The organism is Brevundimonas diminuta, from assembly GCF_022654015.1.
In the GTDB taxonomy this organism is placed as follows: domain Bacteria; phylum Pseudomonadota; class Alphaproteobacteria; order Caulobacterales; family Caulobacteraceae; genus Brevundimonas; species Brevundimonas diminuta_C.
Genome location: NZ_CP073063.1, coordinates 1,769,264 through 1,795,897 on the forward strand (window position 1 = coordinate 1,769,264; position 26,634 = coordinate 1,795,897).

Here is a 26,634-nt window from a genome sequence, read left to right on the forward strand (position 1 = left end):
ATCCGGCGTGCAGGGGGGACGTAAATGGATTCAAATCGATACGGCTGGTATTACGGTAAGACCAACATGCCGATCTGGATATTTCTGACGCCTGGGCGCTGGTGGGCGGAATTGGAATTCCATCTTGCGGGCAATGGGCGGCTGTTCCTTTCGGGCCGGCGCCGGCGCTCAGTGGTTTGGCACCTGCTTTATACGCTTCTATTCTACGGTCTGCTGTTGGCAGGCATCGTCTACGTCGTTGGCGGAGCTTTCCGCTCGAGTGACCCGACGGCTGTGCCCGCCGCCTCGCGTGCAGCTGACGATTTGCCTAGGTCAGAACGGGTGGAAGACGCTTCCCCGAGTCCGGTGCCGGAGACTGTGCCGGTAGAGGCGACCTATGAGGAGGTCCTGGCACCTGCGGAGCCAGCCGCCCCTGAGCCGATCCTAACAAAGCCCGTCGACAATCCAAATTCGCCTTCTGAGCGGGAGCAAGCCGCTGAAGCCAGCGCGTCGGATTCTCTAGACGACCTCTATTGATGGCCTAAAGCACGCTCGTGGCGGACGCGTCTGGAGCACGAAGGCTATTCCCTGGTTCCGGAGGCGTCTCGCCAGCATCTTTACAATTGGCTTGGCGGCCGCGGTCGTCGCGCTGCTGAAGCCCGCGCAAGTCAGCCATGACGGATCCCACCGAGGCGATTTCATCGCCGTCCACCGATCAGAGGGCAGGCGCGTTTTGGGGACGAGTCTTCGGCGTCACCGACGGCGATACGATCAAAGTCTTTGTCGACGGGACGCGGTCGGCGACGATCAGACCCGCGGAAATCGATGCGATGGAGCGGCGAAAAAGAGGCATCCCGGTCGCTCAGGGTAGATCGGGAAGAACACACTGAGCGTTTCGTCGCTGGATGCTAGCTCCAGCGGACGTACGACCGATCCTGTCGTGGGCATGCTGCAGATTGAGTTCGCACAGGACGAGAGCTCAAATGGACGACGCAAAAACGCTTGAGACGCTGGTTCTCGATCACAACGAGTGGCGTGGACTGAAGCAGCTGTCGAACGCGATGAGCGAGTTTGAGCCGCTGGCCAAGCGAGCGCGCTTGGGGCCGGTTATTGCAGACAGGCTCGTGGCTATGACGCTCGCGGAAAAAGGCGACGTCTCTGAGCGATACGTCGGCATAGGATATGAGGTCGGTTACAAGCTCACCGAGCTGGGGTGGGCCGTACTCTATCGCGGACGACGGCCCCATTCCCGTCGAACGTAGCTGTCTGGGTGTACAACTGGAAAAATGTACTGAGAAGGCTAAGCCTAGGGCGTCGGCTATTGGGCGGAACGCGAGGACGTGATGGTAGCGAAAAGTCTCGATGAGGTCCGGGCGGCGTTTAAGGACGACAAACTGGCGGCTACTTTTGGACGTCGCTTCATGGAAGCCTACGCATCGAGCGCATTTGGGGTCCTACCCAAAAGAGAGATCGATTTGGTGATCTTCTCGTTCCTCATTGAAAACGATGTCGTTGATGCCGACGGCTCAATGTATCGGCTCGCCAGGGCTCTCAACCTGACGCCAGCGCGAGCTCGTTCTTTGCTCTTCGAGCACCAGCTTCGGAACGTGTCTGAGGCCGACACTGATCACGCTGTGATGATGGCGCTAACCACCTCCAAATATTGGAAGGATGGTTCCAACGTAAGTTTCGGCGTAACGTCGCCGCTTATCAAGGCAGCGATCACTGGCAAGATGCAGGATCGTGGCGTCTTTGCCAATGTCACTTTGAGTGGCGACATTCTGAAGATTGACCCCGGCCATTTTGCCGAGGTGTTGAACAGCCTTCTGCCGGCATCACGCGCGGAGCAGCTGGCAAAGCATCTCCAGAAGAAAGGGGTACTCACTCAAGGCGAGCTCCGTACCGCTCTAAATGCCGTGCTCACGACCGGTGCCAATGAGGTCGTTTCCAAGGGAGCTTCAGCGACGTTCGATGCGGCGCTCAAAGGGATCAAAGCGCTGACAACCGGCGAGGGCGACTTGTCAGAGCTAGCCGGCATGCTCGTTAGTGCGCTGGACGCAATATGATAGCCCGAGACTGAACTAAAGCCTTGGTGCCTACGAGCGCCGTACTAGCCAAGGTGGCGTCTGGGTGTCTATCCGGAAAACTGAGCTTAGCGGTTTGGCGCGTCTTGACCAATGACGGAAGAGCAGGCTCCAACCGGTTTAATCTCGGGGGCATCAGTGGCTACGCTTACGCAGTCGGAACTTGAACGGCATCTCTGGCAAGCGGCGGACATCCTGCGGGGCCACGTCGATGCGGGGAAGTTCAAGGACTACATCTTCGCCCTGCTGTTCTACCGGCGCCTCTGCGACGTGTGGGACGAAGAGTTCGCGGTTCTGCTGGCCGAGACCGGCGACCGGGAAGAGGCGGCCGATCCTGATGAGCACCGCTTCCACGTTCCGCCGCAGCATCACTGGAATGCGGTCAGGAAGCACGCCACCCAGATCGGCCAGCATCTGAACAACGCCTTCGCCGCCATCGAAGACGCCAACCTGCGTCTGCGCGGCGTCTTCGGCGATGTGGACTTCGCCAATCAGGAACGCTTCCCTGATGCGCGGCTGGAGAAGCTGCTCGCCCACTTCGAGAAGCACCGGCTGCGGAACAGCGACGTGCCGCCCGACATGCTGGGCGACGCCTACATGTATCTGATCGAGCAGTTCGCCGAGGGCGCGGGGAAAAAAGGCGGCGAGTTCTACACGCCTCGGCAGGTCGTAAAGCTGATCGTCGAATGCCTCGATCCCCAGCCGGGAATGTCGATCTACGACCCTACCTGCGGTTCGGGCGGCATGCTGTTGGAGGCGGCCCAGCACCTGAAGGGCAGGGGCCAAGACCCGCGCAGCCTGTCCCTCTACGGGCAGGAGAAGGAACTGGACACTTGGGCCATCGCCCAGATCAACCTGTTCCTCCACGACATCGACGACGCCTTCATCGCCAAGGGCGACACAATCCTCGATCCAAAGCGATACGATCCGCGCGCGCATGAGTTCACGCCCGGCATCGGCGCCTATGACCGGGTGCTGGCCAATCCGCCCTTCTCACAAAAGGTCTGGGGTCACGAGGTCTGGACCAACGGCGATCCGTTCGGCCGCGACGTCTATGGCGTGCCGCCCAAGGGCTATGGCGATCTCGCCTTCGTCCAGCACATGGTCGCCTCGCTGAACGACGCCGGCATGCTTGGTGTGGTCGTGCCGCACGGCGTGCTGTTCCGGGGCGGCGCCGAGGGCCGTATCCGCGAGGCGATGCTGAAGGCCGACGTCATCGAGGCGGCGATCGGACTGGCACCCAACCTGTTCTATGGCGCGGGCATTCCGGCGGCGATCCTGATTATCCGCAAGGTCAAGTCCGCCGAGAGGAAGGGCAAGGTCTTGGTCGTCAACGGCGACGCCACCTTCACGCCGGGCAAAGCGCAGAACCATCTCACCGAAGCCAACGTGCGGACTCTGGCCGACGCCTTCCATGGCTTCACCGACATCGAGAAGCTGGCGCGCGTCGTGCCGGTCGGTGAGATCGAAACCAACGGCTTCAACCTGAACATCAGCCGCTACGTTCAGACCGGTGCGGACAGCGAGGCGGTGGATGTCGCCGCCGAGGTCGCCAAGCTCACAGACCTGATCGCCAAGCGCGATGAGGCCGAAGCAGTGATGCTCGGCCACCTAAAGAGGCTCGGCTATGTCGGGTGAGACGCCGGAGGGTTGGCGCGTCGCCAAACTCGGAGAGATAGCCGTTTTGTCTGGAGGGACTACGCCGCCGAAGTCCAACAACGCCTACTGGATGCAAGGCGATGTTCCTTGGGCGACTCCATCGGACATCACTTCGTTGCCGCTCGGACAGGCTCGCATTGCCGCCACTGAAGCGCATGTCGCCGAGCTTGCGCTGAAGGAGTGTTCGCTCAAGCTCAACCCGACCGGCACTGTGCTTATGACATCTCGTGCGACCATCGGCTTCGCTGTGATCAACGATGTGCCAATGGCGACAAATCAGGGTTTCCTGAACTTCACCTGTTTCGACGACTGCGACCCACGGTTCTTGTGCCACTGGCTCAACGCCAACCGGGGGCTGCTAACGGCGGCAGCAGGTGGGAGCACCTTCAAGGAGTTGAGCAGAGGCACGGCAAAGCTTTTGCCCATTTCCCTCCCTACGCTCGACGAGCAGCGGAAGATCGCAGAGGTGTTGCGGTCGGCAGATGACGCCATCGCGGCCGCTTCTGAAGCTGCTCGACAAGCCGCGCGCACGTTCGACAGTGTGATTGCCTCGGTGCTTGGCCCGTATGCGGCCGCATCGGGTGCGCCAAATGCAGAGACGGCTCCGCTTGCGGACTTTTGCCAGCGGGTAACCTACGGGTTCACCAATCCGATGCCCACAACGGACAACGGCCCGTGGATGGTCACTGCCTTAAACGTTAAGAACGGCAAGATCGACTACGCAACAGCGCGACACACGAGCGCATCAGCCTATGACGCGCTCACGGAAAAGAGTCGGCCTCCTATCGGCGCGGTGTTGGTAACGAAGGATGGCACCCTTGGGCGGGTCGCTGTTGTTGATCAGCCAGACGTCTGCGTGAACCAATCGGTGGCCGTCTTGGAGCCTCGCAAAGGGGTCTTGAACCCGCTGTTCTTGAGCTACCTTCTCCAGTCCGAGATTGGACAGACTCGGATGCTAGCCGACTCTGGCGGCGGCAGCGTCAAACACATCTACATCACCAAGCTCGGGGCCATGCCGGTTTCTGTGCCGTCATTTGCGGAGCAGACAAAAATAGCTGATCAGGTGGCAAAATGTTCAGCGGCCGTTGAGTTGGCTGAACAGTCCCTTCGCCAACTCCGTCAGCTTCGCATCTCCACTGCTGACGACCTCCTAACCGGCCGTGTGAGGGTGCCCGCATGAGCGAATACCGCCTCGCCGAGAAGCCCGCGCTCGATGCCATGACGGCCATGGGCTACGTCGCGCTTCATGACGACGCGGCGATGGTGATGCGGCAGGAGGCAAACCGCGTCCTGCTGAAGCCGGTGCTGATCGAGGCCCTTCAGGCTCTGAACGAAGGAATGGGCGGCGAGGACGCCGAGGCGATCTACAGCGACCTTTCTACCTTGTCCGACAACGAGGAATGGCAGCGTCGTCTGCGCGGCGCCTACTCCCGGCGGCTGAAGGGCGAGGCCAAGGACAGGCCGGTCGCGCTGATCGACTTCAAGCGGCCCGATAGAAACCGCTACCACGTCGTGCGCCAGTTCAAGGTTGAAGCGCAGCGGTCGCGCATCGCCGATCTGGTGGTGTTCGTGAACGGCATTCCGCTGGTCGTGATCGAGGCAAAATGCCCGCTGAAGGCGGCGGATCGTTCGGGTCAGGCGTTCGAGCAGATCAAGCAGTATGAGCGCGACATCCCGCGCTTGTTCTACCCCAACGCCTTTAACATCGTCACGGATGGTATGGCGACTCTATATGGTGCGGCCGGCGCCCCAGCGAAGTTCTACGCCCCTTGGCCCGACCCGTGGCCGCGCACGCGCAACGAGTTCGCCGACGAACTGACCAAAGACCTGTGGTGTCTGCTGGAGCCGTCGCGACTGCTGGACCTACTGGCTCATTTCATCCTCTTCGAGAGCGACCCTGACACCAGGCGGCGGATCAAGAAGGTCTGTCGCTATCAGCAGTTCGGGGCGGTCAACAAGGCGGTGAACCGCGTCGCCGAGGGGACCAAGAAGAAGGGTCTGATCTGGCATACCCAAGGTTCGGGCAAGAGCCTGACGATGGTGTTCCTCGCCCTGAAGCTGAAGACCCACCTGACGCTGGATGCGCCGACGCTCCAGAATCCCAACATCCTCGTCCTGACCGACCGCATCGACTTGGACGATCAGATATCCAAGACCTTCGTCGCCTGTGGTCTGCCCAATCCGAAACAGGCGGCAGACGTGAAGGCGTTGCGCGAGGCTGTGGCGCGCGGTGGCTCTGGCCAAATCCTGCTCTCGACCATCTTCAAGTTCCAAGGATCGAAAGAGCCAATCCCGAATTCGGAGGATTGGATAGTGCTGGTGGACGAGTGCCATCGCACGCAGGAGAAAGACCTCGGCGCCTTCCTACAGGCAACACTGCCCGACGCTCGCTACTTCGGCTTCACCGGCACGCCCATCAAGAAAGCCGACAAGGACACCTATGCCCGGTTCAGCGAGCCGGGTGAGACATACTTGGACAAATACGGGATCGACGACGCCGTGCGCGACGGCGCGACCGTGCCGATCCTCTACGAAGGCCGGAAGACCGAATGGTCGATCAACGAGGCCGAGATCGACATCCTATTCGACCGCTGGTTCGTCGATCTGTCCGATGAGAAGCGCGAGAAGCTGAAGCAGAAGGGTGTCAGCCTCGCGCTGATCGCCAAGCACCCGGAGCGCATCCGGCTGATCGCGCGAGACATCTGGGAGCACTTCAAACAGACCTGTCGCCCGGACGGGTTCAAGGCCCAGATCGTCGCCATCGACCGTGAGTCAGTCGTGCTCTACCGGCTGGCATTAGCCGAGGTGATAGCCGCCGATCTGGTGAGGGATGGCATGGCCGAGGCAGACGCGGCGGCCAAGGCCGAGCGGATGATCAAGTGCGTCCTCTCCAAGAGCCAAGAGGACGACAAGCCGAGCGAAGACCCGGAAGTCCAAGCCGTCCGCGCAGAACTGGTTGCCCATTACCTCGACGCGGACGGAGAGAAGACAGCCAAGAAGGCGTTCAAGGGCAGCGGCGATGAGCCGAGCTTCCTGATTGTCTGCGACAAGCTGCTGACTGGCTTCGATGCGCCGAACGAGCACGTCATGTATCTGGATAAGCCTCTGCGTGAGCACGGGCTGCTTCAGGCCATCGCGCGGACCAATCGGACCTGCTCGATCAAGAGACCGGACGGCTCGACTGTCGATAAGCCGCACGGCCGGATCGTGGACTACATCGGCGTCACCCAGCACCTCGACGACGCCCTATCTTCCTACCGCGCCGACGATGTTCAGAACGCGCTGCGCGACCTCGACCTGCTGCGTCGTGACCTGCGGAAGACCCACGCCGAGTTCAAGCGTCAGCTTCGGCTGCTGGGCCTCGACGGCATGGACGAGAAGGCGGCCGCCTACGCCATAGAGAAGCTGGTGAGCGATGGCCGTGAAGACGACTGGTTCGAGCTTCAGCGGCTAGGGCGCCACTTCGTGCGGACCTATGGCGACCTGTCGCCCGACCCGGCCATCCTCGACTTCACCGAGGACGTGAAGTGGGCCGCGACCTTCCTGCGGCTGGCGCAACAAGCGATCACCAAGGACCAGAGCCTCGATCACCTGACCTACTCGGGCAAGATCAGGGAAATGCTGGAGGAGCATGTTCGCGCCACCGGCCTGACCACGACCGTCCGCCTCCGCAACATCACCGATCCCGACTTCAAGGATGACTTCCAGACCGAGGAGAAATCCGAGGAGGAGCTTCACGAGGCGTTCGTGCGCAAGGCCGCCGAACTGAAGCGCGTGACCCGCGAACTGGTCGATAAGAACCCGGCCCAATACGGCCGCTTCTCCGAGCGCGTGCTGGAGATCATCCGTCGCTTCGAGGAAGGCCAGATCGCCGCCGCCGATGGCCTGAAGGATTTCGAAGACCTGACCGGCGGCATCGCCGCCGAGGCGAGTGCCCATGACGAACTGGGTATGGACGAACGCGCCTTCGCGATCCTGCGGATCATCGAGCCGCATGCGCCGGATGCGGAGCATACGGTGCTTCAGGGCGTCGCAGTTAAGGTTGGCCATCTTTACGCCGGGACGCAGGCCAGCCAGCCGTCGTGGTTTTTCATGGATGGCTATAAAAAGGAGCTACGACGCGAGGTCCGCAAACTGCTGCGTCCGCTCGAACTGGATGACGCCAATGCCGTCCGTGACGAGATCGAGGACTACGCCGTCCACGCTTACGCCGAGGGTCATTGATGGGCGTCGTCCGCATCGGTCAGACCGAAGTCCCCTACGAGCTTCGTCGATCCGCCGCCGCCTCTGAACGGCGGATCACGGTCACGCCCGGCCACGTCGAAGTGCTGGCCCTGACGACCGACGACGACGCCGAGATCGACGCCTTCCTCGACCGCAAACGGCAGTGGCTGTTCAACACCCTGCGAGAGCTTGAGACCAAGACATCGAAGCGCGCGGTTGTGCCCGTGTTCATGACCGGTTCCAAGATTCCCTATCGCGGACGGATGGCTCGGCTGACCGTGCGCCGACACGACGGCGCGCACATCGAGATCGACTACCGCAACGGCTTTCTGGTCGATCTTCCATCATGGGTCCGCGAAGCGGATCAGGACGCCATCGTCGCCACCGAGATCAAGCTGTGGCTGAAGCGTCGCGTGCGTCGGGACGTCATGGACATCGCCGCTGCCTATCACCGCCGGTTCGATTTGAAGCCGCGCACGATCCGCGTCGCAGACATGAAGACCGGCTGGGGCGCCTGTGGCCCGACCGGCTCCGTCCTGATCAACTGGACCCTCGTGTTCGCGCCGAAGGCGGTGCTGGAATACGTAGTCGCCCATGAACTGGCGCACCTGACCGTGCGCTCACACGGCCCCGACTTCTGGGCGCACATGGCGACGCTGATGCCTGACTATGATCGCCCGAAGGGTTGGCTCGACAGGCATCAGGGGGCGTTGGATGCGTCGTTCTTGAACACCGGTCCAACGCTCAGTGCAGATTGAGACAAATGCACTGACCGTGACGCAGCCAACCCGCCGCTGAGGCAGACACCCCTGCGGCGGATATCGCTCAGTCTATCGTAGGAGAATTCAACACCATGGCAGCGGTGTTGTGACTCCGGCGGCATTGCTCCAATGATCATCTATGCGCTCTTTAGCGCGCTTAATGCGGCGCGTCAGTTTGCTGATAGCAACATTGAATGGAATGAGCGCCTCTACCGCCGTCGGTGCAGCACACGCGTAGCGGATGGAGAGATGCAGCAACGCGTATACCGTCCATTCCGAGACGATGCCATGCTTCTCGCGCCAGTCATCGACTAATTTCGTCAACTCGCGGACTTGAGCCGGCAGCGGCCCATAGGTGCGCTCGATTTCATCGTTCAACATGGCGCGGATTGCCTCGTATTCGTCAGTCCAATGTTTTTCCTGCCCATGCGCGTCAGCGGAAACTGCTACCGCGTGCCTTAAAGTCTTCACCAAACTGCTGGAGAGATCGAGTAAGTCATCCTTCGCGTTATGCCGCATGCGGTTCGGATGCTTTCTGGGTTTGCGCTCAACGTGTAGCCTTTCAATCGTTGCCCTATTGCCTCCCTTTGTTGAGCCCTTCTTGGCTTTGAAGTTGATCGTAGGGCTGGCTCGGACTTGGTCTGGGGTCGAGTGGATAGTGGCGCGAGGTGGAAGTTTCGGCGGCTTGGTTGTGCGTGTCATGATGCGTCTTTCGGCTTATTAATATGGTTGTCGTGGCTGCCCGGGGCTGTTGACTGGGTTACTCAACGGCAAACGACGAGAGATCAGTGCCGAAAGATCGCGGCTGCGATTTCTGGGCCGATTTCGTCGAAAGCCGGAGGGATTTTCGCCAGGTGGTGTTCTGCAGTTCGTAGATTGCCTCGATTGGAGGTTCACCAAGGCGGGTAATCGCATGATCGATTGCTCGGTAAGCAACAGAGACGATTGGAGCCCACCCTTCGTCACCTCCTATTTTTGCGATGTCAGACCTAACGTCGAAGAAACCGCCAAGGGAGTCTCGCGCTTCCATCAATATGTAGAGGGCTCGTGCCTCAGACTTTTCTGTTTCGTGCGTCAATGTCGTAGTTGCTCCTGCTAGACGAGCACGGCCAGATTCTGGGCGTGACTCATCGCTTGTTGAAAGTGGCTGGGAGCGCGGCGGTCGGCTTTTGCCTGTCTTCATTTTCCGAGGATTAGCCTTCCCCGGATTGGCCGCCGATGGTTTCCCCAAAGGGGAGAGGGCGGCCCTCACGCTGAGAGCAAGTTCACCCTGAGAGGTGTCTCAGTCAACGAATTACAGCAGCACTATGCGAGAAATTTGCGTAGTTTGAATAAAATTGCCTCAGCTAATACAGTATTCCAGGTCCGTCAGATTTTATAGGGGCGCATATCTACTAGGTAGAAATGTTTGCTCCGCAGGTTCCGGGTGTGATGTATATCTTAGCTATCCTAATGCGAAAATTATACGTTAGGTGTCAGAAGTATAAGCGCGATTCAATTGATGGCGCCGCTCTTAGTGCACATTAAGAGAAATGCACTGAAGGGCAGGGGAGGGGCGTCCGCTTCTGACTCAAAGCGGACCTTTAAAAGGTCTGCCTTCGGACTGCGCTAATACATAGCCTGCCTTCGTGTGATCACGACCTCATTCGACGCCCAAACCAGCGGCGCACCCGACTCCTGTACACGGACCAAGCCGCGCCGAAGAGGGCCGCCAGGTGTCGTTCCTCGCGCCGGATGGCGAGGCGGTCGGTGGCGAAGGCGGCGACGGGGGCGGCCACGAAGAACCAGGCGTTGTCGAACAGGCCGCCGAGGCCGAGCAGCAGCAAACAGTTGGCGAGATAGATCGGGTTGCGGCTCCAGGCGAACGGACCGGTCGTGACCAGAGCGGTCGCCGCCCGGTGCGGCAGGATGTTGGCGCGCCGCCGCCGCATCTCCAGCATGGCCCAGAGGTCCAGACCAAGGGCGAGCCCTACCAGGAGGCCGCCAGCGGCGAAGGCGCCGGGGAAGAGGGCGGGCGGGGCCCATAGACGCGCCATGGTGAGCGCGACAAGGATGGCGCCGCCCGTGATGAGCGGCGGCCAGGGCCAGCGGTTCGGCGCCTGCGGTCTCACCCCCCGGCCAGCTTGAGAACGCCGCGCAGAAGATAGGCGACCACGCCCAGGACGCCCACGCCCAGCCCCCAGAGCGCGACGAACCAGAGGGCCTGCCGGAGTCCGTTTGTGGGGCCGCGACGCATCAGTGGTAACCGTCGTCGCCGACCTTGCCGCGGAACACCCAGTAGGCATAGGCGGTGTAGGCGAGGATGATCGGGATCAGGATCAGGGCGCCGACCAGCATGAACATCTGGCTGGAGGCTGGGGCGGCGGCCTGCCAGAGGGTGATCTCGTCGGGCACGGCGTAGGGGAAGACGCTCACACCCAGCCCTGCGAAGGTCACGGCGAACAGGCCGAGCGACAGCAGGAAGGGCCAGACCTCACGCTTCTGACGCATGGTCCAGAAGAAGGCGGCCGCGACGATCAGAACGAGCAACGGCACCTGCGCCGTCAGAAGCACGCCGGGCCAGTCGAACCAGCGCCGGGCGTATTCGCCGTCGAGGAACGGGGTGGCCAGGCTGACCGCGCCAATCATCAGCAGGGTCGCCGGACCCAGCTTCCAGGCCTGGGTGCGGGCGTGAGCCTGAAGCGCGCCATCCGTCTTCATGTTCAGCCAGGTGGCGCCGAGAAGGGCGTAGCCGACGACAACGGCGGCGCCGGTCAGCAGGCTGAAGGGGCTGAGCCAGTCCCACCAGCCGCCGCCATAGGCGCGACCGGACACTTCGACCCCCTGCAGGATGGCCCCCAGGGTGACGCCCTGCGAGAAGGCGGCCAGGAGGGAGCCGCTGAAGAAGGCGACATCCCAGACGGGCTTGGCCCGCACCGTGCGCCAGCGGTATTCAAAGGCGACGCCCCGGAAGACCAGCCCCAGCAGCATGGCGATGATCGGCGTGTAGACCGCCGGCATCAGGACCGCATAGGCGAGGGGGAAGGCCGCGAACAGGCCGCCACCGCCCAGGATCAGCCAGGTCTCGTTGCCGTCCCACACCGGGGCGATCGAGTTCATCGCCTTGTCGCGCTGATCGCCGGCCTTCAGTGTCGGGAACAGGATGCCGACACCCAGGTCGAACCCGTCCATGACGATGTAGGCGAAGACCGCGAAGGCCAGCAGACCGGCCCAGACTAGGGTCAGATCAACGCTCATGATCGGTCTCCTCGCCGGTCGTGATGGGACGGTCGGGGTCGATGGCGGGGGCAGGCGTGATGCCCGCCGTGCGGATCGGCGTTTCCGCCACGCCCGGCTCGCCGCGATGAGGCGCATGGCTCATCAGACGCAGGATGTAGAAGACCCCGGCGCCGAAGACGGTGAAATAGACCACGGCGAAGGCGGCCAGGGAGCTCGCGACGGCAGGCGCCGCCAGAGGCGCGGCGCTGTCGGCGGTGCGCAGCAGGCCATAGACGGTCCAGGGCTGGCGGCCGACCTCCGTGGTGATCCAGCCCGCCAGCACGGCGACGAACCCCATCGGTCCCATGATCAGGGCGAAGCGGTGCAGCCAGGGGGCGTCATAGAGGCGGCTGCGCAGGCGGGCGTACAACCCCCATAGCCCCAGCAGCAGCATGGCCATGCCCAGTCCCACCATGACGCGGAAGGACCAGAAGACGATCTCCACCGGCGGCCAGTCGGCGCGGGCGATGGTGTCGAGACCGGCCAAGGGCGCGTTTGGATCATGCTTTAGGATCAGGGACGACAGCTTCGGAACCTCGACCGCGCCATGGACGGTGGCGGCCTCGCGATCGGGCAGGCCGAACAGGATCAGCGGCGCCCCGTCCGGGTGGCTTTCGAAGTGGCCTTCCATCGCCATGACCTTGGCGGGCTGATGCTCCAGGGTGTTCAGTCCGTGCGCGTCGCCGATGAAGATCTGAACCGGGGCGGCGACCAGGATCATGCCCATGGCCATGGCGAACATCTTGCGCGCGCCCTTGTTGGTCCGCTCCTTCATCAGGTGCCAGGCGCCGACCGCGCCGACCACCAGACCGGTCGTCAGATAGGCCGCCAGCAGCATATGGGCGAGGCGATAGGGGAAGGACGGGTTGAAGACGATCTTGAACCAGTCGGCCGGGATGAACTGGCCGACCTCATTGATGGCGTAGCCTTGCGGCGTCTGCATCCAGCTGTTGACCGACAGGATCCAGAAGGCCGAGGCGAAGGTGCCGATGGCGACCATCAGGGTGGCCAGGAAGTGCAGCTTCTTGCCGACGCGGTTCAGGCCGAACAGCATCACGCCCAGGAAACCGGCCTCAAGGAAGAAGGCGCTGAGCACCTCATAGGCCATCAGGGGGCCGATGACCGGCCCGGCCTTGTCGGAGAAGACCGACCAGTTGGTGCCGAACTGATAGGACATCACCAGACCCGAGACGACGCCCATGCCGAAGGCGACGGCGAAGATCTTCAGCCAGTATTTGAACAGGTTCAGATAGAGCTCGCGCCCTGTCTTCAGCCACAGGGCCTCCAGTACAGCCAGATAGCTGGCCAGGCCGATGGAGAAGGCCGGGAAGACGATGTGGAAGGCGACGGTGAAGGCGAACTGCATCCGCGCCAGGATCAGGGCGTCAAGTTCCATGGTGTGGTCTCACCCGATCAGGCCGAGCGCGTCGGCGCTGCGGTAAAGCATATAGAAGGCGACGACGAAGATCAGCCCGGCGAACACTGTGTTCAATAGGCCTTTTTGTCCTGACAGGGCTTTGGCCAGTCGCGCGCCGACCAAACCGCCCAGTACGCCGCCGCCAATGAACACCGCCGCCAGGGGCCAGTCGACCCAGCCGTCCAGGGCGTAGTTGAAGGCCGTGGTCAGGCCGAAGGCGGTGACGCCGACCAGCGACGAGCCGACGGCATAGTAGATCGGCATCCGGGTCGAGACTATCAGGCTGGGCACGATCAGGAAGCCGCCGCCGATGCCGAAGAAGCCCGACATCACGCCCGTGGCCAGGCCTGTGCCGACGAGCTTGGGTGCATTGCGGCGATCAAGCTGAACGTTCGGGTCGCCGCCGGCGGAACGGCCCCGCAACATCAGTACGCCCACGATCAGCATCAGGACGGCGAACAGGGCCAGCAGCTTCTGACCGTCCACGGCCTTGCCCAGGCTCGAACCCAGAAAGGCCCCGAGCACCCCGGCGACCGCGAACAGACTGGCGATCTTCCATTTCACCGTGCCGTGGCGGGCATGATTGATCACATTGGCGAAGGCGTTGGCGGCCACGGCGAAGGCGCTGGTGCCGATCGCCAGATGCGGCTCCTTGACCCCGACCAGATAGACGATCAGCGGCACGGCCAGGATGGACCCGCCGCCGCCGACCAGGCCCAGGGTGAAGCCGACGAGCGAGCCGGCGCCGGCGCCGAGGCCGTATTGCAGCGGAGACAGGTCCATGATCAGGCTCAGGCGACAGCAGGGCGAAGTTGGGGGGCGAGTTCGATGTGGTGGGGTCCGGCCAGCCATTCGCGACCGCGCAACATCCCAAGCCAGTAGATCTCGGGCAGGGCCTGGGCCTTCAGATGCCAGGCCAGACGGGTCGGCTTCGTGCCGTCGAGCATCCATTTCGGGAAGCTGGGCAGGAGCTTGCCCCCATAGCCGAACTCGGCCAGCACGATCTTGCCGCGCTCGACCGTGAGCGGACATGAGCCATAGCCGTCATAGACCGCCCGCATCGGCTGGCCGTCCAGCAGCGACAGCACGTTCTCGGCCACCACGGGCGCCTGTTTGCGGGCGGCCGCAGCGGTCTTGGCGTTGGGCGCCGAACAGGCGTCGCCCAGACCGAAGACGTTTTCGAACCGCTTGTGACGCAAGGTGGCGTCGTCCACCTCGATCCAGCCGCTTTCGGCGGCCAGCGGACTTTCGCGAATGAAGTCCGGCGCGGTCTGCGGCGGGCAGACGTGCAGGAAGTCGAACTCTCGTCGAACCTGACTGACCTCGCCGTCCGCGTTCGTCACGGCGAAGGTCGCCGTCCTGGCAGGACCATCTACCGCGACCAGTTTCGATCCGAAGTTCAGGTCGATGCGGTATTTGCGGACATATTCCATCAGGGCCGGGACGTAGTCCTTGACCCCGAACAGCACGGGCCCGGCGTTGTGGAATTCGATCTCGATGTCGTTTCGGCCGTGGTCGCGCCAGTGATCGGCCGACAGATACATGGCCTTCTGCGGGGCGCCGGCGCATTTGATCGGCATGGGCGGCTGGGTGAAGATCGCCCGGCCGCTCTGCATCGCCTGCACCAGCTTCCAGGTGTAGGGCGCGGTCTCATAGCCGTAGTTGGAGGTGACGTTGTTGCGCCCGAGCGTTTCCGCCAGGCCCGGAATGGCGCCCCAGTCCAGCTTCAGTCCCGGCGCCGCGACCAGCATGCGATAGCCGATCCAGCGGCCGTCGGTCAGTTCGACGCGATCATGGATGGGGTCGAAAGCCGCGACCGAACCCCGCACCCACTGGGCGCCTTGGGGGATCAGGTCCTCGGTGCGGCGCCGGGTCCGCTCGGGCGTGAAGACGCCGGCGCCGACCATGGTCCAGCCGGGCTGATAGTAGTGATGTTCGGATGGCTCGACGATGCGGACGTCGAGACCCGGGCGACGGCGCAGGAGGCTGGCGGCTGTGGCGATGCCGGCGGATCCGCCGCCGACGATCAGGACGTCGCAGGAGTCCAGGGGGGCGTACTGGGCGCTCATGACGCGGCTCCTTCAAGACGAGAACGCAGGGCGCCGAGGTCGTAGCCGGCGCTCTTGGCGCGGGCGATCAGATGATCGGGGGTTTCGGCGGCGGCGTTCGCCAGCGCCCACAGGGTGGTGGTGCGCGTGCCGGTGCGGCAGAATCCGAACACGGGCTGGGGCAGGTTGGCCAGAGCCTCGCGGAAATCCGCCACGTCCTGGTCGGAGATGGCGCCGCCGACCACGGGAACGTGGGTGAAGGCCAGGCCGGCGGCCTCGGCGGCCTGGCGCAGATCTTCGGCGCTGGGTTGGCCGGGCTCCTCGCCGTCGGGTCGGTTCGAGATCACCGACCGGAAACCCTGGGCCGCGATGGCGGGCAGGTCTTCCGGGGCGATCTGGGGCGAGGCGGATAGGGCCTCGTCCAGGGGGCGGATATCCATGGCGTTGTCTCCCTAGAGTCTTTTCTGGTTCAGGCGTTTCGGTCGAGCGTCAGGCGGAACAGCGCCATGCCGGCCACGAGGGCGCCGACGAAGACGAAGGCCTGCCAGGCGCCGGTCGTCAGGGCCGCCAGCGCCGGGCCGGGGCACAGGCCGACCAGCCCCCAGCCCAGGCCGAACAGGACGGCCCCGCCGACTAGAGGGGTGTCGATGGTCCGGCCCTCGGGCACATGGAAGGTGTCGGCCGCGACCGGAGCATCCATGCGCCGGCGGATCAGATAGGCGATGGCGGAGGGGATCAGCGCCCCGCCCATGACGAACGCTAGCGAGGGGTCCCAGGCGCCCGTCACATCCAGGAAGGCCAGGACGCGGGCCGGGTTGATCATATCCGACACCACCATGCCAGCGCCGAACAGCAGGCCGCACAGGACGGCGACGATCAGCCGGTTCACGCCAAGCCTCCCAACAGGTGGCGGGTGACGAAGACGGTCAGGGCCGCAACCGCCATGAAGACGCCGGTGGCGACGATGGAGCGGGGTGACAGGCGGGCCAGGCCGCAGACGCCGTGGCCGCTGGTGCAGCCCGAGCCCCAGCGGGTGCCGAAGCCGACGATCAGGCCGCCGAGCACCAGCAGCCAGACCTCCGAAGTGATCTGCACCTCGGGCCTGCGGATCAGCGCCGAGGCCAGGGCCGCGCCGCCCAGCAGGCCGGCGATGAAAAGCAGGCCCAGGGTGCGCGGCGCGCCTTTCGAAAGGCCGGTCGCAGCGGCGGTCAGGCCGGAGATCCCGGCCACGCGCCCATTCAGCAATAGGTAGAGACCGGCGGACAGGCCGACCAGCAGGCCGCCGGCCAGCGGCCAGATGAAGGGGAGGGGCTCAAGCATCGGGGCCTCGCCTCACAGCGCGTTCAGCGGGACCTTGAGGTAGCGCACCCCATTGTCCTCGGGCTCGGGCGGGCGGCCGCCGTTCATGTTCACCTGCACCGACGGCAGGATCAACTTGGGCATGGGCAGGGTGGCGTCGCGCTGGGTGCGCATGGCCACGAACTCATCCTCGCTGACGCCATCGCGGATATGGATGTTGCCGGTGCGCTGGGCGCCGATGGTGGTCTCCCAGGCGAACTCGGTCCGGCCCGGCGGCGCCTTGTAGTCGTGGCACAGGAAGACCCGCGCCTCGTCCGGCAGGGAGGTCAGGCGATGGATCGAGCGATACAGGGTCCCGGCGTCGCCGCCGGGGAAGTCGCAGCGCGCCGTGCCGTAGTCGGGCATGAACATGGTGTCGCCGGGAAAGACAGCGTCGCCGATGACATAGGCCAGACAGGCCGGGGTATGGCCGGGCACATGCAGCACCGTGGCCTTTAGCCCGCCGATCTCGAACTGGTCGCCGTCGTTGAACAACTGGTCGAACTGGCTGCCGTCGCGGCGGAAGTCGGTCCCCTCGTTGAAGATCTTGCCGAAGACGGCCTGGACGGTGAGGATCTCATGGCCAATCGCCAGCTGACCTCCGAGGTTTTCCTGGAGATAGGGCGCCGCCGACAGGTGATCGGCATGGGCGTGCGTCTCGAGCAGCCACTGAACCGTGAGACCTTCGGATTTTACGTAATCAATGAGGGCGTCGGCCGAGGCGTGAGAGGTGCGGCCGGACGCCGGATCGTAGTCCAGCACGCTGTCGATGATGGCGCACACTTCTGAACCAGGGTCGCGCACGACATGGCTGACGGTGAAGGTGGCCTCGTCGAAGAATGACCTGACGACGGGGCGCTGGCGAGGATCGCCCAGCGCGGCGCGCACGATGTCGGCGGCGTGGTCCCGGGCGGGATCGAGGATGGGCGAGGACATGGCGTGTCTCCGTTTCGGTGACCCAACACATATACCCATTCATAGTTCGTGCAAGTATGTATTTTAATGTAGCGGAAACGGTGGGAAGCGCTTAGCTTGCGGCTATGGAAACGATCGACACCGGGCCAGCCGTCTATCCCCCCGCAATGCGCGCCCTGCGCATCAACGACACGGCGCCGGATTTCAGCGCGCGCACGACCCAGGGCGAAAAGCGCCTGAGCGACTACCGTGGCCGCTGGCTGGTGCTGTTCTCGCATCCGGCGGATTTCACGCCGGTCTGCACCAGCGAGTTCGTGGCCCTGGCCCGGCAGGCCGAGGCCTTCGCGGCGATCAACTGCGATCTGATGGCCCTGTCGGTGGACAGTCTGTATTCGCACCTGGCCTGGCTGAAGGACATTTACCGCCGCTTCGGCGTGAAGGTGCCGTTCCCGATCATCGAGGATCCCTCCATGGCCATCGGCCAAGCCTTTGGCATGGTCGACGCCGGCTCGAGCGACAGCGCGACGGTGCGCGCCACCTTCGTGATCGACCCCGACGGCGTGGTGCGCGCCATCAGCTGGTATCCGATGAACATCGGCCGCTCGGTTGATGAACTGCTTCGCCTCGTCACCGCCTTGCAGACGTCTGACCGTGAGGCGGCCTCCACGCCAGCAGGCTGGACGCCCGGCGACGCCCTGCTGGAGCCGGCCGCCACCACCCTGGACGCCGCCATCGCCGATGGTGACGGCGATGCGCCCTGGTACTATCGCGAGCGCCGCGCATGACCGACGATCAAGCGGCCGCCACGGAGCGGTTGAAGGAAAAGGCGCCGGAGGCCGCAGAGCTGTTGCGCCAGCTGGCCAACGCCAACCGGCTGCTGATCCTGTGCCATATCGCCGAGGAGGAGCGCTCGGTGGGGCAGCTCGAGGCGGACCTGGGCATCAAACAGCCGGCCCTGTCCCAGCAGCTGGCTGAGCTGCGCCAGTATGGCCTGGTCAAGACCCGCCGTCAGTCCCGCTCGATCTTCTATTCGATCGCCGACGACCGGGCCCAGGCGGTGATGGGCATGCTCTACGAAATCTTCTGCGGCGATGCGAAGGCGGTCGGCGCGCGCGTCGCCGCCCCGGCGCCCCGCCCATCGACCCCGGCTCGCGGCGACACGGCTCAGTTCGCGCGCATCACCGCTGTCGCACGTCGCTGACGGCCAACCCGTACAGGAGACTCTCGTGAAGGGCTTCATCGACAATATCGAACGTCTGACGGAAGAAAACACAGACTTTCGCCGTGTTCTCTACACCGGCCACAATCTGCAGCTCGTGCTCATGGCCATTCCGTCCGGTCAGGAGATCGGCGAAGAGGTCCACGACGACCGCGACCAGTTCTTCCGCATCGAGGCGGGCGAGGGCGAAATCTGGATCGATGGCGTTCGTCACCCCGTGAAGGCGGACGACGGCGTCATCGTCCCCCAAGGCGCCCGGCACAATGTGGTCAGCACGGGTTCCCAGCCGCTTCGGCTCTACACCCTCTATGGCCCGCCGGAGCATCTCGACGGGACGGTTCACGCCACGGTGGAAGAGGCCTCCGCCGACCACGAGCACTTCGACGGCCACACGACCGAATAACCGTCAGGGGCCGACGTCGTCCGCATCGGCGCGCCGGTCGTCGGGCCGCGGCAGGTGCAGGGCGATACCCAACGCTTCCGCCAGACGGGTGTCGCGACGATAGATGTCATCGCGAAAGGCGACGCGGCCCTGGCCGTCCAGGAAGGCGGTCCAGTACAGCAGGCGCACGTCGATCGGCCGACCGGTCGCCACCCGGACGGTCTGGCCGCTGTCCAGCGCGGCGTCGAAGCGGGCGAGCCTTTCGGGGTCCGGCGCCAGCAGAAGGCGGGCGAAGCCGACCGCGTCCTGCACCCGCACGCAGCCGTGGCTGAGATGGCGGAAGCTTTGATTGAACGCGCCCCGCGACGGGGTGTCGTGCAGGAAGATGGCGTAGCTGTCCTGAAGCTCGAACTTGACCTGGCCCAGGGCGGCGTTCGGGCCGGCGCGCTGAACCACCATGCCGTTCTGGATCGTCATGTTGTTCGCCCGCATATAGGCGGCGCCGCGCGGCAGGATCTCGCGCTGGGCGATGGAGGTCGGGACCGTCCAGGGCGGATTGGCGACGACCGAGGCGAAGGGCCGTTCGAGGCTGGGCGTCGCATTGTCCGCGTCTCCCGTCACGACCCGCATCGAATGCACGGGCCGACCGTCCTTCCAGTAGACCATGATGGAGGCGGCGGTGTTCACCTCGATCCGCTCCGGGGCGACGTCCCGCTTCAGCCAACGGCGGCGTTCCAGATTGAGCGCGATCTGGCGCGCGCGGGCCTCGGCCGAAATCGACAGCGCCCGCTGGGTCGCCGGGCCGATGCGGGCGTCCGCTTCCAGGCCGTGGCGCACCTGGAACGCCCGAACGGCCTCTTGCAGAACGGAGCCGTATTCACCGCCAGACGGGCCGACCATCGCGGCGGCGGCGTCGCTCAGATCGCCTTCCACCCGAAGGCGCGGCAGGAGGGCGGGAAGGCGGGGATCGGACGCAAACGGTTCGATCGTCGCGCCCAGGGCAAAGGGCGGCCAACCGCCGCGGTCGGCGATGGCGCGATAGCGAAGGAAGCCGTCGCACAGGCCCTGATAGCCGCGGTCCTGAGGCGCAAGGCCCGCCATCGTCTCGGCCAACGTTCCGTCGTCGACCGCCGTCGCCAGCAGCGGCGGCGTATCGACCTGGTTGCGACCCATCTCCCAAAGGGTCTCGACGGATGCCGGGTCGACCCGGCCATGAGCGAGCGCCTCGGCCAGGGTCAGGACGGCCTGGGTCAGTTCGGCTTCGCTCAGGGCGAGACCGTCGGGCGCCGACAGCCCGTGGCGGTCCGCCAGAGCCAGGGCGTCCATGGCTTGCCGGCGGGCTGGCCCCGCCCAGGCGGGGCGTCCGCCGCGGGCGGCGTAGAAGGCTATGGTCAGGGCAGTGATGTCAAAGGCGGCGGGCGCGGGTACTGCTCGCGCCGCCGTCGAAACCCAAAGCGGCGCCGCGGCCGCCGCGAGCAGGTGTCGGCGGTTCAGGGTGAAGGAGCGACGGTTGGCCATGCCGCCGACACCGCAGGGTACACCTTAAGGCAGGCTTAAGGTTGGCCGGTCCGCCAGCCCCAACGCGCGAAGATGGCGGCCCCCTCGTCGGACTTCAAAAAGTCGAGGAAGGGCTGGGCGTCGGCGTCCTGGCGGCCGGTCTCGGTCACAACGGCACCAGCGTCGCGGTAGATGCGGTAGGGCTCTTCGACCTCGACCACATCAGCGAGGTCCGGATTGGCGACCTGCCAGATGCCCCAGATGATCCAGGCGTCCAGCGTCGGGTCGTCGATCCAGGCTTGTCGGGCCTCGGCGCTGTTGCGGGCGTAGACGACGATGTTGCGACGCAGGGCGCGCACCTTGGCGATGTCGCCGGTGCGACCGGCCATATCTTCCCACAGGCCGTTCTGGCCCGCGCCGTTGACGACCAGGACTCGGCGACCCGGCTGGAAAAGATCCTCCAGGCCGCCGATGCCGTTCGGATTTCCCGGCCGCACGAGGATAGAGGACGTTCGCAGATAGAGCGGCTCGACCGCCTCGGCGCGGATGCGGCCCTCCAGAGCGCTGACGAAGTCGGTCATCATCGTCTCGGAGCCGGAGAAGATCAGGTCGCCGTCCGCCTTGGCCTGGTCCAGCCATTGGGGTGTGGGTCCGGCGACCACGGCCACAGCGCGACCGGTGCGCGCCTCATAGGCCTTCGCCGCTTCGCGCATGGCGGGGGCGGGGCCGCCGGGACCGTAGACATGAAGAGGATCGGCGGGCGTCTGGGCGTGGGTGGCCAGGGCCGTTGCGCTCAATAGGGCGGCCAACGCCAGTGTGGACAGACGCATCAAGAGTTCTCCTGGGGCGTAGCGAAGTGATTGGCGGGGATCTTGAAATATACCCGCCCGTCCGGCGCGGCCGGCGGCAGCACCCCGCCGCGGATGTTCACCTGAAGTGCGTAGAGCATCAGGTTCGGCAAGGGCAGGGTGGCGTCCCGGCCGTCGCGAAGCCGCACGAAATCCGCCTCTCCGCGTCCGCCGCCGACATGGATGTTGTCCGCCTTCTGCTCTCTCACGGTGCTGAAGCAGGCGGGCTCGCGGCCATCGGGACCGTAGTCGTGGCCGACGAAGACGCCGGTCTCCTGGGGCAGGGCCAGGATGTCCTGGATGCTTCGATAGAGGGCCTTGGAGTCGCCGCCCGGAAAGTCGGCGCGCGAAGTGCCGGCATAGGGCATCATCAGGGTGTCGTGGACGAACGCGTTGCCGCCGATCACATAGGTGATGGACGCCAGGGTGTGGCCTGGGGAGAAGATGACCCGCCCCGGCAGGTCGCCGACAGCAAACGTATCACCGGCCTTGAAGAGGCGGTCCCACTGGCGCCCGTCGGCCGGGAAGTCGTTGTCCAGGCCGTAGATGTCCTTCCACAGCTTTTGGACGCCGATGACTTTTTCGCCGATCGCAGTGGGGGCCTCCAGCTTCTCGTTGAGGTAGGGCGCGGCGGAGAAGTGGTCGGCGTGGGGATGGGTGTCCAGCAGCCATTCGACGGTCAGGCCTTCCGCCTTGACGTAGTCCAGGATGGCGTCGGCGTTGCGGGTCGAGGTCGCCGCCGCCTTCTCGTCGAAATCCCAGACCGGATCGATGATCGCGCATTTGCGGCTGACCGGGTCGGAGACGACATATTGCCAACTGCCGGTCTTCTTGTCGTGGAGCGCCGCGATGCGCGCTCCGCCGTGGTCGATGATCTGCATGAAGGCTCCGTTTGGTTTGCGAAGAAAAGGGCCGGACCGCTTGCGCGGCCCGGCCAGCGTCCGATCAGGCGGCTTTCGGGGCGTCGGGGAGGTCGCGCGTCGAGAAATACCAGTCGGTGTAGACGTAACCCTCGGAGGCGCGGGCCTCAGCCGCCTCGGCGGTCTTGGGTGGGGGGACAATGGCCGGTTGGCCAGGGCGCCAGTTCTCAGGCGTCGCGACCCCGTTGGCGTCGGACGCCTGGAGCGCGGTGAGCAGCCGAACGAACTCTTCGATGCTGCGGCCATTGCTCATGGGATAGTAGACCATGGCGCGCAGCTTGCCTTCCGGATCGATCAGGAAGGTGGCGCGAACAGCCGAGGTGTCGGCCGCCCCGGAGTGGATCATCCCGTAGGCCTGGGCCACCTCCATCTTCAGATCCTCGATGATGGGGAAGGGGATTTCGACGCCGAACTTCTCCTTGATGTTCCGGGTCCAGGCCAGGTGCGAGAAGATGCTGTCGATCGAGAGCCCCAGGAGCTCGCAGTTCATCGCAGCGAATTCATCCGCGTGCTTGGCGAAGCCGATGAACTCGGTCGTGCAGACCGGGGTGAAGTCCGACGGGTGGGAGAAGAGGATCAGCCATTTGCCGCGGTAATCGGCCAGGCTGCGATCCCCGTGCGTGGTGCGGGCGTGAAAGTCGGGGGCGGGTTCGTTGAGGCGGGGCAGTCCGGTCATGTCGATGTCTCCTTCAGACGCCCCATTGAACACTTACATACACACTTACACAAACTAATAGTTCTTATGGCGAGGGAAGGTTCCGCCTATGCCGAGCCGTCAGTTCACAACCAGGGCATATCCGGCCTGTTGAAGGTGGATGACCGTCATCAGGGCGGCGAGATCAACGCTCACGCCCGGTGCGAGGTCGGCTTGCGCGATGCCGTTCCCCGCCATGGCCTGGCCGCACAGCCGAACCTGGACGCCGGCGGCGATGAGGCTGCGGATCAGGGCGCTGTTGGGATTGGCGTCGCCCTTGCCACGCGCGGCCCAGGCGGCGTCGGACAGGACCGCAGGGGTGGCGGCGCCGTGCAGGACGACCACGATCTGACGATGGTCGGCGTCCACGCCGCCCGCCGCCAGCATATTCGCCAGCCGCGCAACGCGATCCAGTCCCTTCAGCGGCCTGTCGTCCGGACCGCCCTGGGACACGTCGAAGATGACCCGATAGACGCGCGACGGATCCGGCTGTTCGCCGGCCTCGGGCAGGGGCTTGAAGCCGCCGAAGCCTGAAACAGCCTGGGCGAAGCTTGGGGAGGCCGCCAGGGAGGCGGCCAGGGACAGGGCGAGGAGGAGGGTTTTCATGGCGGGTTCCGGTGTGCGGGCGCTGGGGGTCAGGAACGGCGGGCGACGAGATCGATCAGGGCGGACCGGCCGCTGTGGCCGGCGCCTTCGGAGACGTCGCTGTCGTGGCTTTTCAGATGCAGGATGTCGAAGTCGGCGAAGGCGTCGCGGAGCAGCGCCTCGGTGTAGAGGTTCTCGACCTGCCCCGGACCGCCCGTTCCATAGGGGATCTGTTCTGGCCGATAGCCCTGCATCAGGATCAGGCCGCCAGGCTTCACCGCCGCCTTCATACGCTCGAAAATTCGGTCGCGTCGGGCAGGCGGGGCGAACTGAATGAAGACGGCGACCACGACGTCGAACGCATCTTGCGGCCAGGCGCAGGTCTCGAGGTCCGCCAACTGGGCGTCCAGTGTGACGCCGCGTCGCTCGGCCAGGGCGCACGCCTTCTCGATCGCGCGTGGGGCTATGTCCGTGGTGGTGACAGTCAGGCCCTGTTCGGCCAGCCATACGCCGTTTCGTCCCTCGCCGTCGGCGACCGCCAGAGCGGTCATGCCGGGCTGGAGTCGCGCGACCTGAGCAGCCAGGAAGGCGTTGGGCGCCTCGCCGAACAGATAGTCCTGGCGATCGTAGCGGCTGTTCCAGAAGTCGCGGGCGGCGACGGAGTCCATAAGGTGTTCCTTCAGATGATAAGGACGCTGGCGGGCAGTTCGGTCTCGCCAGGCGTATGCTCGGCGAACCAGGATTCAAGCGCGCCCACAGCGTCGATGTCGAGCGTCCGGCGGTCCCGCCCGTAATGTTCGGGCACGCCCTGGGCGGTGACGAAGGCCACCGGATAGTCCGCCTCCGGCTCGACAGGGCGGTCCCCGACCAGCAGACGATCAAGGCGCTGTCCCTTCGGATTCTCGAGCTTCACGAAGGCCGTCAGACCCCGGCAGCGCTTGATGTAGCCGCCCATCTGCGCGTAGGGGTCGGCGGCGAAGGTGCGCTCCAGATTCTCTTCCAGCATCGCTTTCAACTCGGCCCCGGTCAGCGTCGTGCGCGAGATCGGCGGATTCATCGGCGCCATATTGTAGAGGTCGCCCAGAGTGACCGGACCCGGCGCGACCGGCGCGCCGTAGCGCCAGCCGTTCGAGAAGGCGATGTCCACGCCCGCCGCCTGCGCTGCCGCCGCCAGCAGGACGTCGTCCATCGGCGCGCTGGCCATGGCGTAGCGGTGGAGAGGAATGGCGGTGCGGCCGACGATGCGCGCCAGACGCTCGCGCTCGGGTGCCAGGGCCGTCTCCACCAGGCCGGCGACTTGATCGTCTTGGGGGCCAGCGTCCACGGCTACGAGCCGATGGCGACGCAGGGACACGCGGCCCTCTGCAATCTCCAGATCCAGCCGGCCGATATAGGCGCCGTGGCAGCCGGACTGGATGATCAGGGTGTCGCCGACGCGGGCCGGTTCGTGCAGGCGGTTATGGGTATGACCGCTCAGGATCACGTCGATGCCCGGCGTTTCGGCGGCCAGCTTGAGATCCTGCGGAAAGCCCAGGTGCGACAGCAGGACGACCAGATCGACCTTTTCCTCGCGGAGCTGGTGCAGTTGCTCGCGGGCTTCGGCCACACCCATTTCAAACCGCACGCCTTCGGAGAAGGCGGGGGGCATGGTCTTGTCGACGATGGGGCAGGCCAGGCCGATCACGCCGATTTTCAGACCGCCGCGCTCGAACACCCATCGCCCGTCGAACACCGGCGCGCCGTCATCCTTGCGGAAGACATTGGCGGCCAGGACGGGATAATCCAGTCCCGCCGCCAACGCCTTGAACCCCGCCGGGCCATAGGCGAACTCCCAGTGCGCCGTCATGGCGTCGATCTTCAGGGCGTTCATGATCGGAACCAGCGCCTCGCCCCGGCTGCCCACGGCGACCCGCGTGCCATGGAAGGTGTCGCCGTTGTCCAGGGTCAGGCATGGACCTTCGGCGCGCGCCTCTTCGAAGAGGCGCGCGATGCGGGCGACCCCGCCCAGCCGTTCGAACCGCCAGCCGCCTTCGGTGCGCACCAGTTCGGGATGCGGCTCGAGATAGCCGTGCAGGTCGTTCAGCTGGAGCAGGGTCAGGGTGGTCATGGTCGGCCTCAGCGCAGCGGTTGTCCGGAGCGGATACGACCGATCACCGCTTCGAGTTGCGCCTGGGGCATGCCGCCGGGGATCAGATTGCCGTTGATGATGAAGGCGGGCGTGCCCTGCAGGGCCAAGGCCGCCGCTTCTCGGCCGTTTCGGTCCAGCACCGCGTCGATGTCAGCGCGGTGATCGGCCAGGTCCTGATTCAGGCGCGCCATGTCCACGCCGGCCGACTGGACCAGACGGGTGATGTCCGCCTGGTCGCCGATGCGCGACGGCGACAGCATGAAGGCGTTATGGACGGCCTCGTACTTGCCTTGGTAACCGGCGGCGAGGGCGGTCCGGGCGGCGGTCTCCGAGACGTCGCCGAAGATCGGCCAGTCCTTGTACAGGACGCGCACCTTGGGGTCCGCCTTCAGCAGGCCGTCGATCTCCGGCTGCATCTTCTTGCAGTAGGGGCAGTTGTAATCGACGAAGCCGATGATGGTCACATCGGCATTCTCGGCGCCTATGAAGGGCGCGGCGGGATCGCGAAGCAGGTCGTTAAAGCCGACCTGGGCGATGGCCGGCATGTCTTGTCCAGAGGCGGCGGAAGGGCTGGCGGGCGCCGCGCCGTTGTCGGCGTCGGCGGGGCCGCAGGCGGCGAGCGCCAGGACGGCGGCGAGGGCAGGGGCGAAGGTGCGGTTCATGGAAGCTCCGTGAGGC

Annotated in this window: 29 protein-coding genes; 10 read left to right on the forward strand and 19 right to left on the reverse strand. The window is 64.8% G+C overall.

Translation table 11 applies throughout. From position 1 onward, the window contains the following. Positions 1-24 precede the first annotated feature (24 nt). The 7 genes from KAK88_RS08710 to KAK88_RS08740 all read left to right on the forward strand — a co-directional run bounded on the left by KAK88_RS08710 (position 25) and on the right by KAK88_RS08740 (position 8,704). The gene (locus KAK88_RS08710) at positions 25-516 is read left to right on the forward strand and encodes a hypothetical protein (protein ID WP_242076355.1); all 492 of its coding nucleotides are present in this window, start codon (positions 25-27) and stop codon (positions 514-516) included. A 446-nt stretch (positions 517-962) separates the two neighbouring features. Next, positions 963-1,241 carry a hypothetical protein gene (locus KAK88_RS08715; RefSeq protein WP_242076356.1) on the forward strand — a complete coding sequence of 93 codons (279 nt, stop codon included), beginning with the start codon at positions 963-965 and terminating at the stop codon, positions 1,239-1,241. Positions 1,242-1,319: 78 nt separating this feature from the next. Beyond that, positions 1,320-2,045, forward strand: a complete 726-nt coding sequence (locus tag KAK88_RS08720) for a hypothetical protein (protein ID WP_242076357.1) — start codon at positions 1,320-1,322, stop codon at positions 2,043-2,045. A gap of 156 nt (positions 2,046-2,201) precedes the next feature. Beyond that, on the forward strand, positions 2,202-3,701 hold the full coding sequence (locus KAK88_RS08725; protein WP_242076358.1) for a type I restriction-modification system subunit M: 1,500 nt from the start codon (positions 2,202-2,204) through the stop codon (positions 3,699-3,701). Next, complete coding sequence (locus KAK88_RS08730; protein ID WP_242076359.1) at positions 3,691-4,902, forward strand: restriction endonuclease subunit S; 1,212 nt, start codon at positions 3,691-3,693, stop codon at positions 4,900-4,902. Before KAK88_RS08725 ends, KAK88_RS08730 begins: the two co-directional genes overlap by 11 nt. Further along, positions 4,899-7,946 (forward strand): type I restriction endonuclease subunit R, encoded by a 3,048-nt coding sequence (locus KAK88_RS08735; protein WP_242076360.1) that lies wholly within the window; start codon positions 4,899-4,901, stop codon positions 7,944-7,946. The genes KAK88_RS08730 and KAK88_RS08735 overlap by 4 nt, the downstream gene beginning before the upstream one ends. Further along, positions 7,946-8,704: a M48 family metallopeptidase gene (locus tag KAK88_RS08740; RefSeq protein WP_242076361.1), complete on the forward strand. Its 759-nt coding sequence runs from the start codon at positions 7,946-7,948 to the stop codon at positions 8,702-8,704. Before KAK88_RS08735 ends, KAK88_RS08740 begins: the two co-directional genes overlap by 1 nt. 87 nt (positions 8,705-8,791) lie before the next feature. On the opposite strand, the gene KAK88_RS08745 is transcribed toward KAK88_RS08740, so the two are convergent. From KAK88_RS08745 to KAK88_RS08790, 11 genes are all read right to left on the reverse strand, one after another. Continuing rightward, entirely contained in the window at positions 8,792-9,409 is a 618-nt protein-coding gene (locus KAK88_RS08745) for a hypothetical protein (RefSeq protein WP_242076362.1), read from the reverse strand. Between the two features lie 932 nt (positions 9,410-10,341). After that, positions 10,342-10,743: a methyltransferase family protein gene (locus KAK88_RS08750; RefSeq protein WP_242076363.1), complete on the reverse strand. Its 402-nt coding sequence runs from the start codon at positions 10,741-10,743 to the stop codon at positions 10,342-10,344. Between the two features lie 71 nt (positions 10,744-10,814). After that, positions 10,815-10,943, reverse strand: coding sequence for a hypothetical protein (locus KAK88_RS16045; RefSeq protein ID WP_277928781.1), 129 nt, complete (start codon positions 10,941-10,943; stop codon positions 10,815-10,817). Next, complete coding sequence (gene cydB, locus KAK88_RS08755; RefSeq protein WP_161638716.1) at positions 10,943-11,944, reverse strand: cytochrome d ubiquinol oxidase subunit II; 1,002 nt, start codon at positions 11,942-11,944, stop codon at positions 10,943-10,945. The genes KAK88_RS16045 and cydB overlap by 1 nt, the downstream gene beginning before the upstream one ends. Beyond that, the gene (locus KAK88_RS08760) at positions 11,934-13,361 is read right to left on the reverse strand and encodes a cytochrome ubiquinol oxidase subunit I (protein WP_161638717.1); all 1,428 of its coding nucleotides are present in this window, start codon (positions 13,359-13,361) and stop codon (positions 11,934-11,936) included. The genes cydB and KAK88_RS08760 overlap by 11 nt, the downstream gene beginning before the upstream one ends. Positions 13,362-13,370: 9 nt before the next feature. Continuing rightward, positions 13,371-14,165 carry a sulfite exporter TauE/SafE family protein gene (locus tag KAK88_RS08765; RefSeq protein WP_161638718.1) on the reverse strand — a complete coding sequence of 265 codons (795 nt, stop codon included), beginning with the start codon at positions 14,163-14,165 and terminating at the stop codon, positions 13,371-13,373. A gap of 8 nt (positions 14,166-14,173) precedes the next feature. Then, entirely contained in the window at positions 14,174-15,451 is a 1,278-nt protein-coding gene (locus tag KAK88_RS08770; RefSeq protein WP_161638719.1) for an NAD(P)/FAD-dependent oxidoreductase, read from the reverse strand. Further along, a complete protein-coding gene (locus tag KAK88_RS08775) occupies positions 15,448-15,870 on the reverse strand; it encodes a TIGR01244 family sulfur transferase (protein WP_161638720.1) in 423 nt (140 codons plus the stop codon). Before KAK88_RS08775 ends, KAK88_RS08770 begins: the two co-directional genes overlap by 4 nt. A 29-nt stretch (positions 15,871-15,899) precedes the next feature. After that, entirely contained in the window at positions 15,900-16,319 is a 420-nt protein-coding gene (locus KAK88_RS08780; RefSeq protein WP_242076364.1) for a DUF6691 family protein, read from the reverse strand. Further along, complete coding sequence (locus tag KAK88_RS08785; protein ID WP_161638721.1) at positions 16,316-16,750, reverse strand: YeeE/YedE family protein; 435 nt, start codon at positions 16,748-16,750, stop codon at positions 16,316-16,318. The genes KAK88_RS08780 and KAK88_RS08785 overlap by 4 nt, the downstream gene beginning before the upstream one ends. A gap of 12 nt (positions 16,751-16,762) precedes the next feature. Further along, complete coding sequence (locus tag KAK88_RS08790) at positions 16,763-17,704, reverse strand: MBL fold metallo-hydrolase (RefSeq protein WP_161638722.1); 942 nt, start codon at positions 17,702-17,704, stop codon at positions 16,763-16,765. A gap of 104 nt (positions 17,705-17,808) precedes the next feature. On the opposite strand from KAK88_RS08790, the gene KAK88_RS08795 reads away from it, so the two are divergent. Genes KAK88_RS08795 through KAK88_RS08805 form a run of 3 tightly spaced genes read left to right on the forward strand, consistent with a single transcriptional unit; the run spans position 17,809 to position 19,305 of the window. Next, positions 17,809-18,468, forward strand: coding sequence for a peroxiredoxin (locus tag KAK88_RS08795; RefSeq protein ID WP_242076365.1), 660 nt, complete (start codon positions 17,809-17,811; stop codon positions 18,466-18,468). Continuing rightward, on the forward strand, positions 18,465-18,884 hold the full coding sequence (locus tag KAK88_RS08800) for an ArsR/SmtB family transcription factor (RefSeq protein ID WP_161638723.1): 420 nt from the start codon (positions 18,465-18,467) through the stop codon (positions 18,882-18,884). The genes KAK88_RS08795 and KAK88_RS08800 overlap by 4 nt, the downstream gene beginning before the upstream one ends. 25 nt (positions 18,885-18,909) lie before the next feature. Beyond that, positions 18,910-19,305 (forward strand): cupin domain-containing protein, encoded by a 396-nt coding sequence (locus KAK88_RS08805; RefSeq protein ID WP_242076366.1) that lies wholly within the window; start codon positions 18,910-18,912, stop codon positions 19,303-19,305. A gap of 3 nt (positions 19,306-19,308) precedes the next feature. On the opposite strand, the gene KAK88_RS08810 is transcribed toward KAK88_RS08805, so the two are convergent. From KAK88_RS08810 to KAK88_RS08850, 8 genes are all read right to left on the reverse strand, one after another. After that, positions 19,309-20,802 carry a L,D-transpeptidase family protein gene (locus tag KAK88_RS08810; RefSeq protein WP_161638725.1) on the reverse strand — a complete coding sequence of 498 codons (1,494 nt, stop codon included), beginning with the start codon at positions 20,800-20,802 and terminating at the stop codon, positions 19,309-19,311. Between the two features lie 35 nt (positions 20,803-20,837). Further along, a complete protein-coding gene (locus tag KAK88_RS08815; protein ID WP_161638726.1) occupies positions 20,838-21,611 on the reverse strand; it encodes a substrate-binding domain-containing protein in 774 nt (257 codons plus the stop codon). Continuing rightward, on the reverse strand, positions 21,611-22,510 hold the full coding sequence (locus KAK88_RS08820; RefSeq protein WP_161638727.1) for an MBL fold metallo-hydrolase: 900 nt from the start codon (positions 22,508-22,510) through the stop codon (positions 21,611-21,613). The genes KAK88_RS08815 and KAK88_RS08820 overlap by 1 nt, the downstream gene beginning before the upstream one ends. 64 nt (positions 22,511-22,574) lie before the next feature. Beyond that, positions 22,575-23,225: a peroxiredoxin gene (locus KAK88_RS08825; RefSeq protein ID WP_161638728.1), complete on the reverse strand. Its 651-nt coding sequence runs from the start codon at positions 23,223-23,225 to the stop codon at positions 22,575-22,577. A 99-nt stretch (positions 23,226-23,324) separates the two neighbouring features. Beyond that, complete coding sequence (locus KAK88_RS08830; protein WP_128718846.1) at positions 23,325-23,849, reverse strand: DsrE family protein; 525 nt, start codon at positions 23,847-23,849, stop codon at positions 23,325-23,327. A 29-nt stretch (positions 23,850-23,878) separates the two neighbouring features. Beyond that, positions 23,879-24,496 (reverse strand): SAM-dependent methyltransferase, encoded by a 618-nt coding sequence (locus KAK88_RS08835; protein WP_242076367.1) that lies wholly within the window; start codon positions 24,494-24,496, stop codon positions 23,879-23,881. A gap of 11 nt (positions 24,497-24,507) precedes the next feature. Further along, a complete protein-coding gene (locus KAK88_RS16050) occupies positions 24,508-25,935 on the reverse strand; it encodes a bifunctional metallophosphatase/5'-nucleotidase (RefSeq protein ID WP_161638730.1) in 1,428 nt (475 codons plus the stop codon). A gap of 8 nt (positions 25,936-25,943) precedes the next feature. Continuing rightward, a complete protein-coding gene (locus KAK88_RS08850) occupies positions 25,944-26,618 on the reverse strand; it encodes a DsbA family protein (protein ID WP_161638731.1) in 675 nt (224 codons plus the stop codon). Between the last annotated feature and the right edge of the window lie 16 nt (positions 26,619-26,634).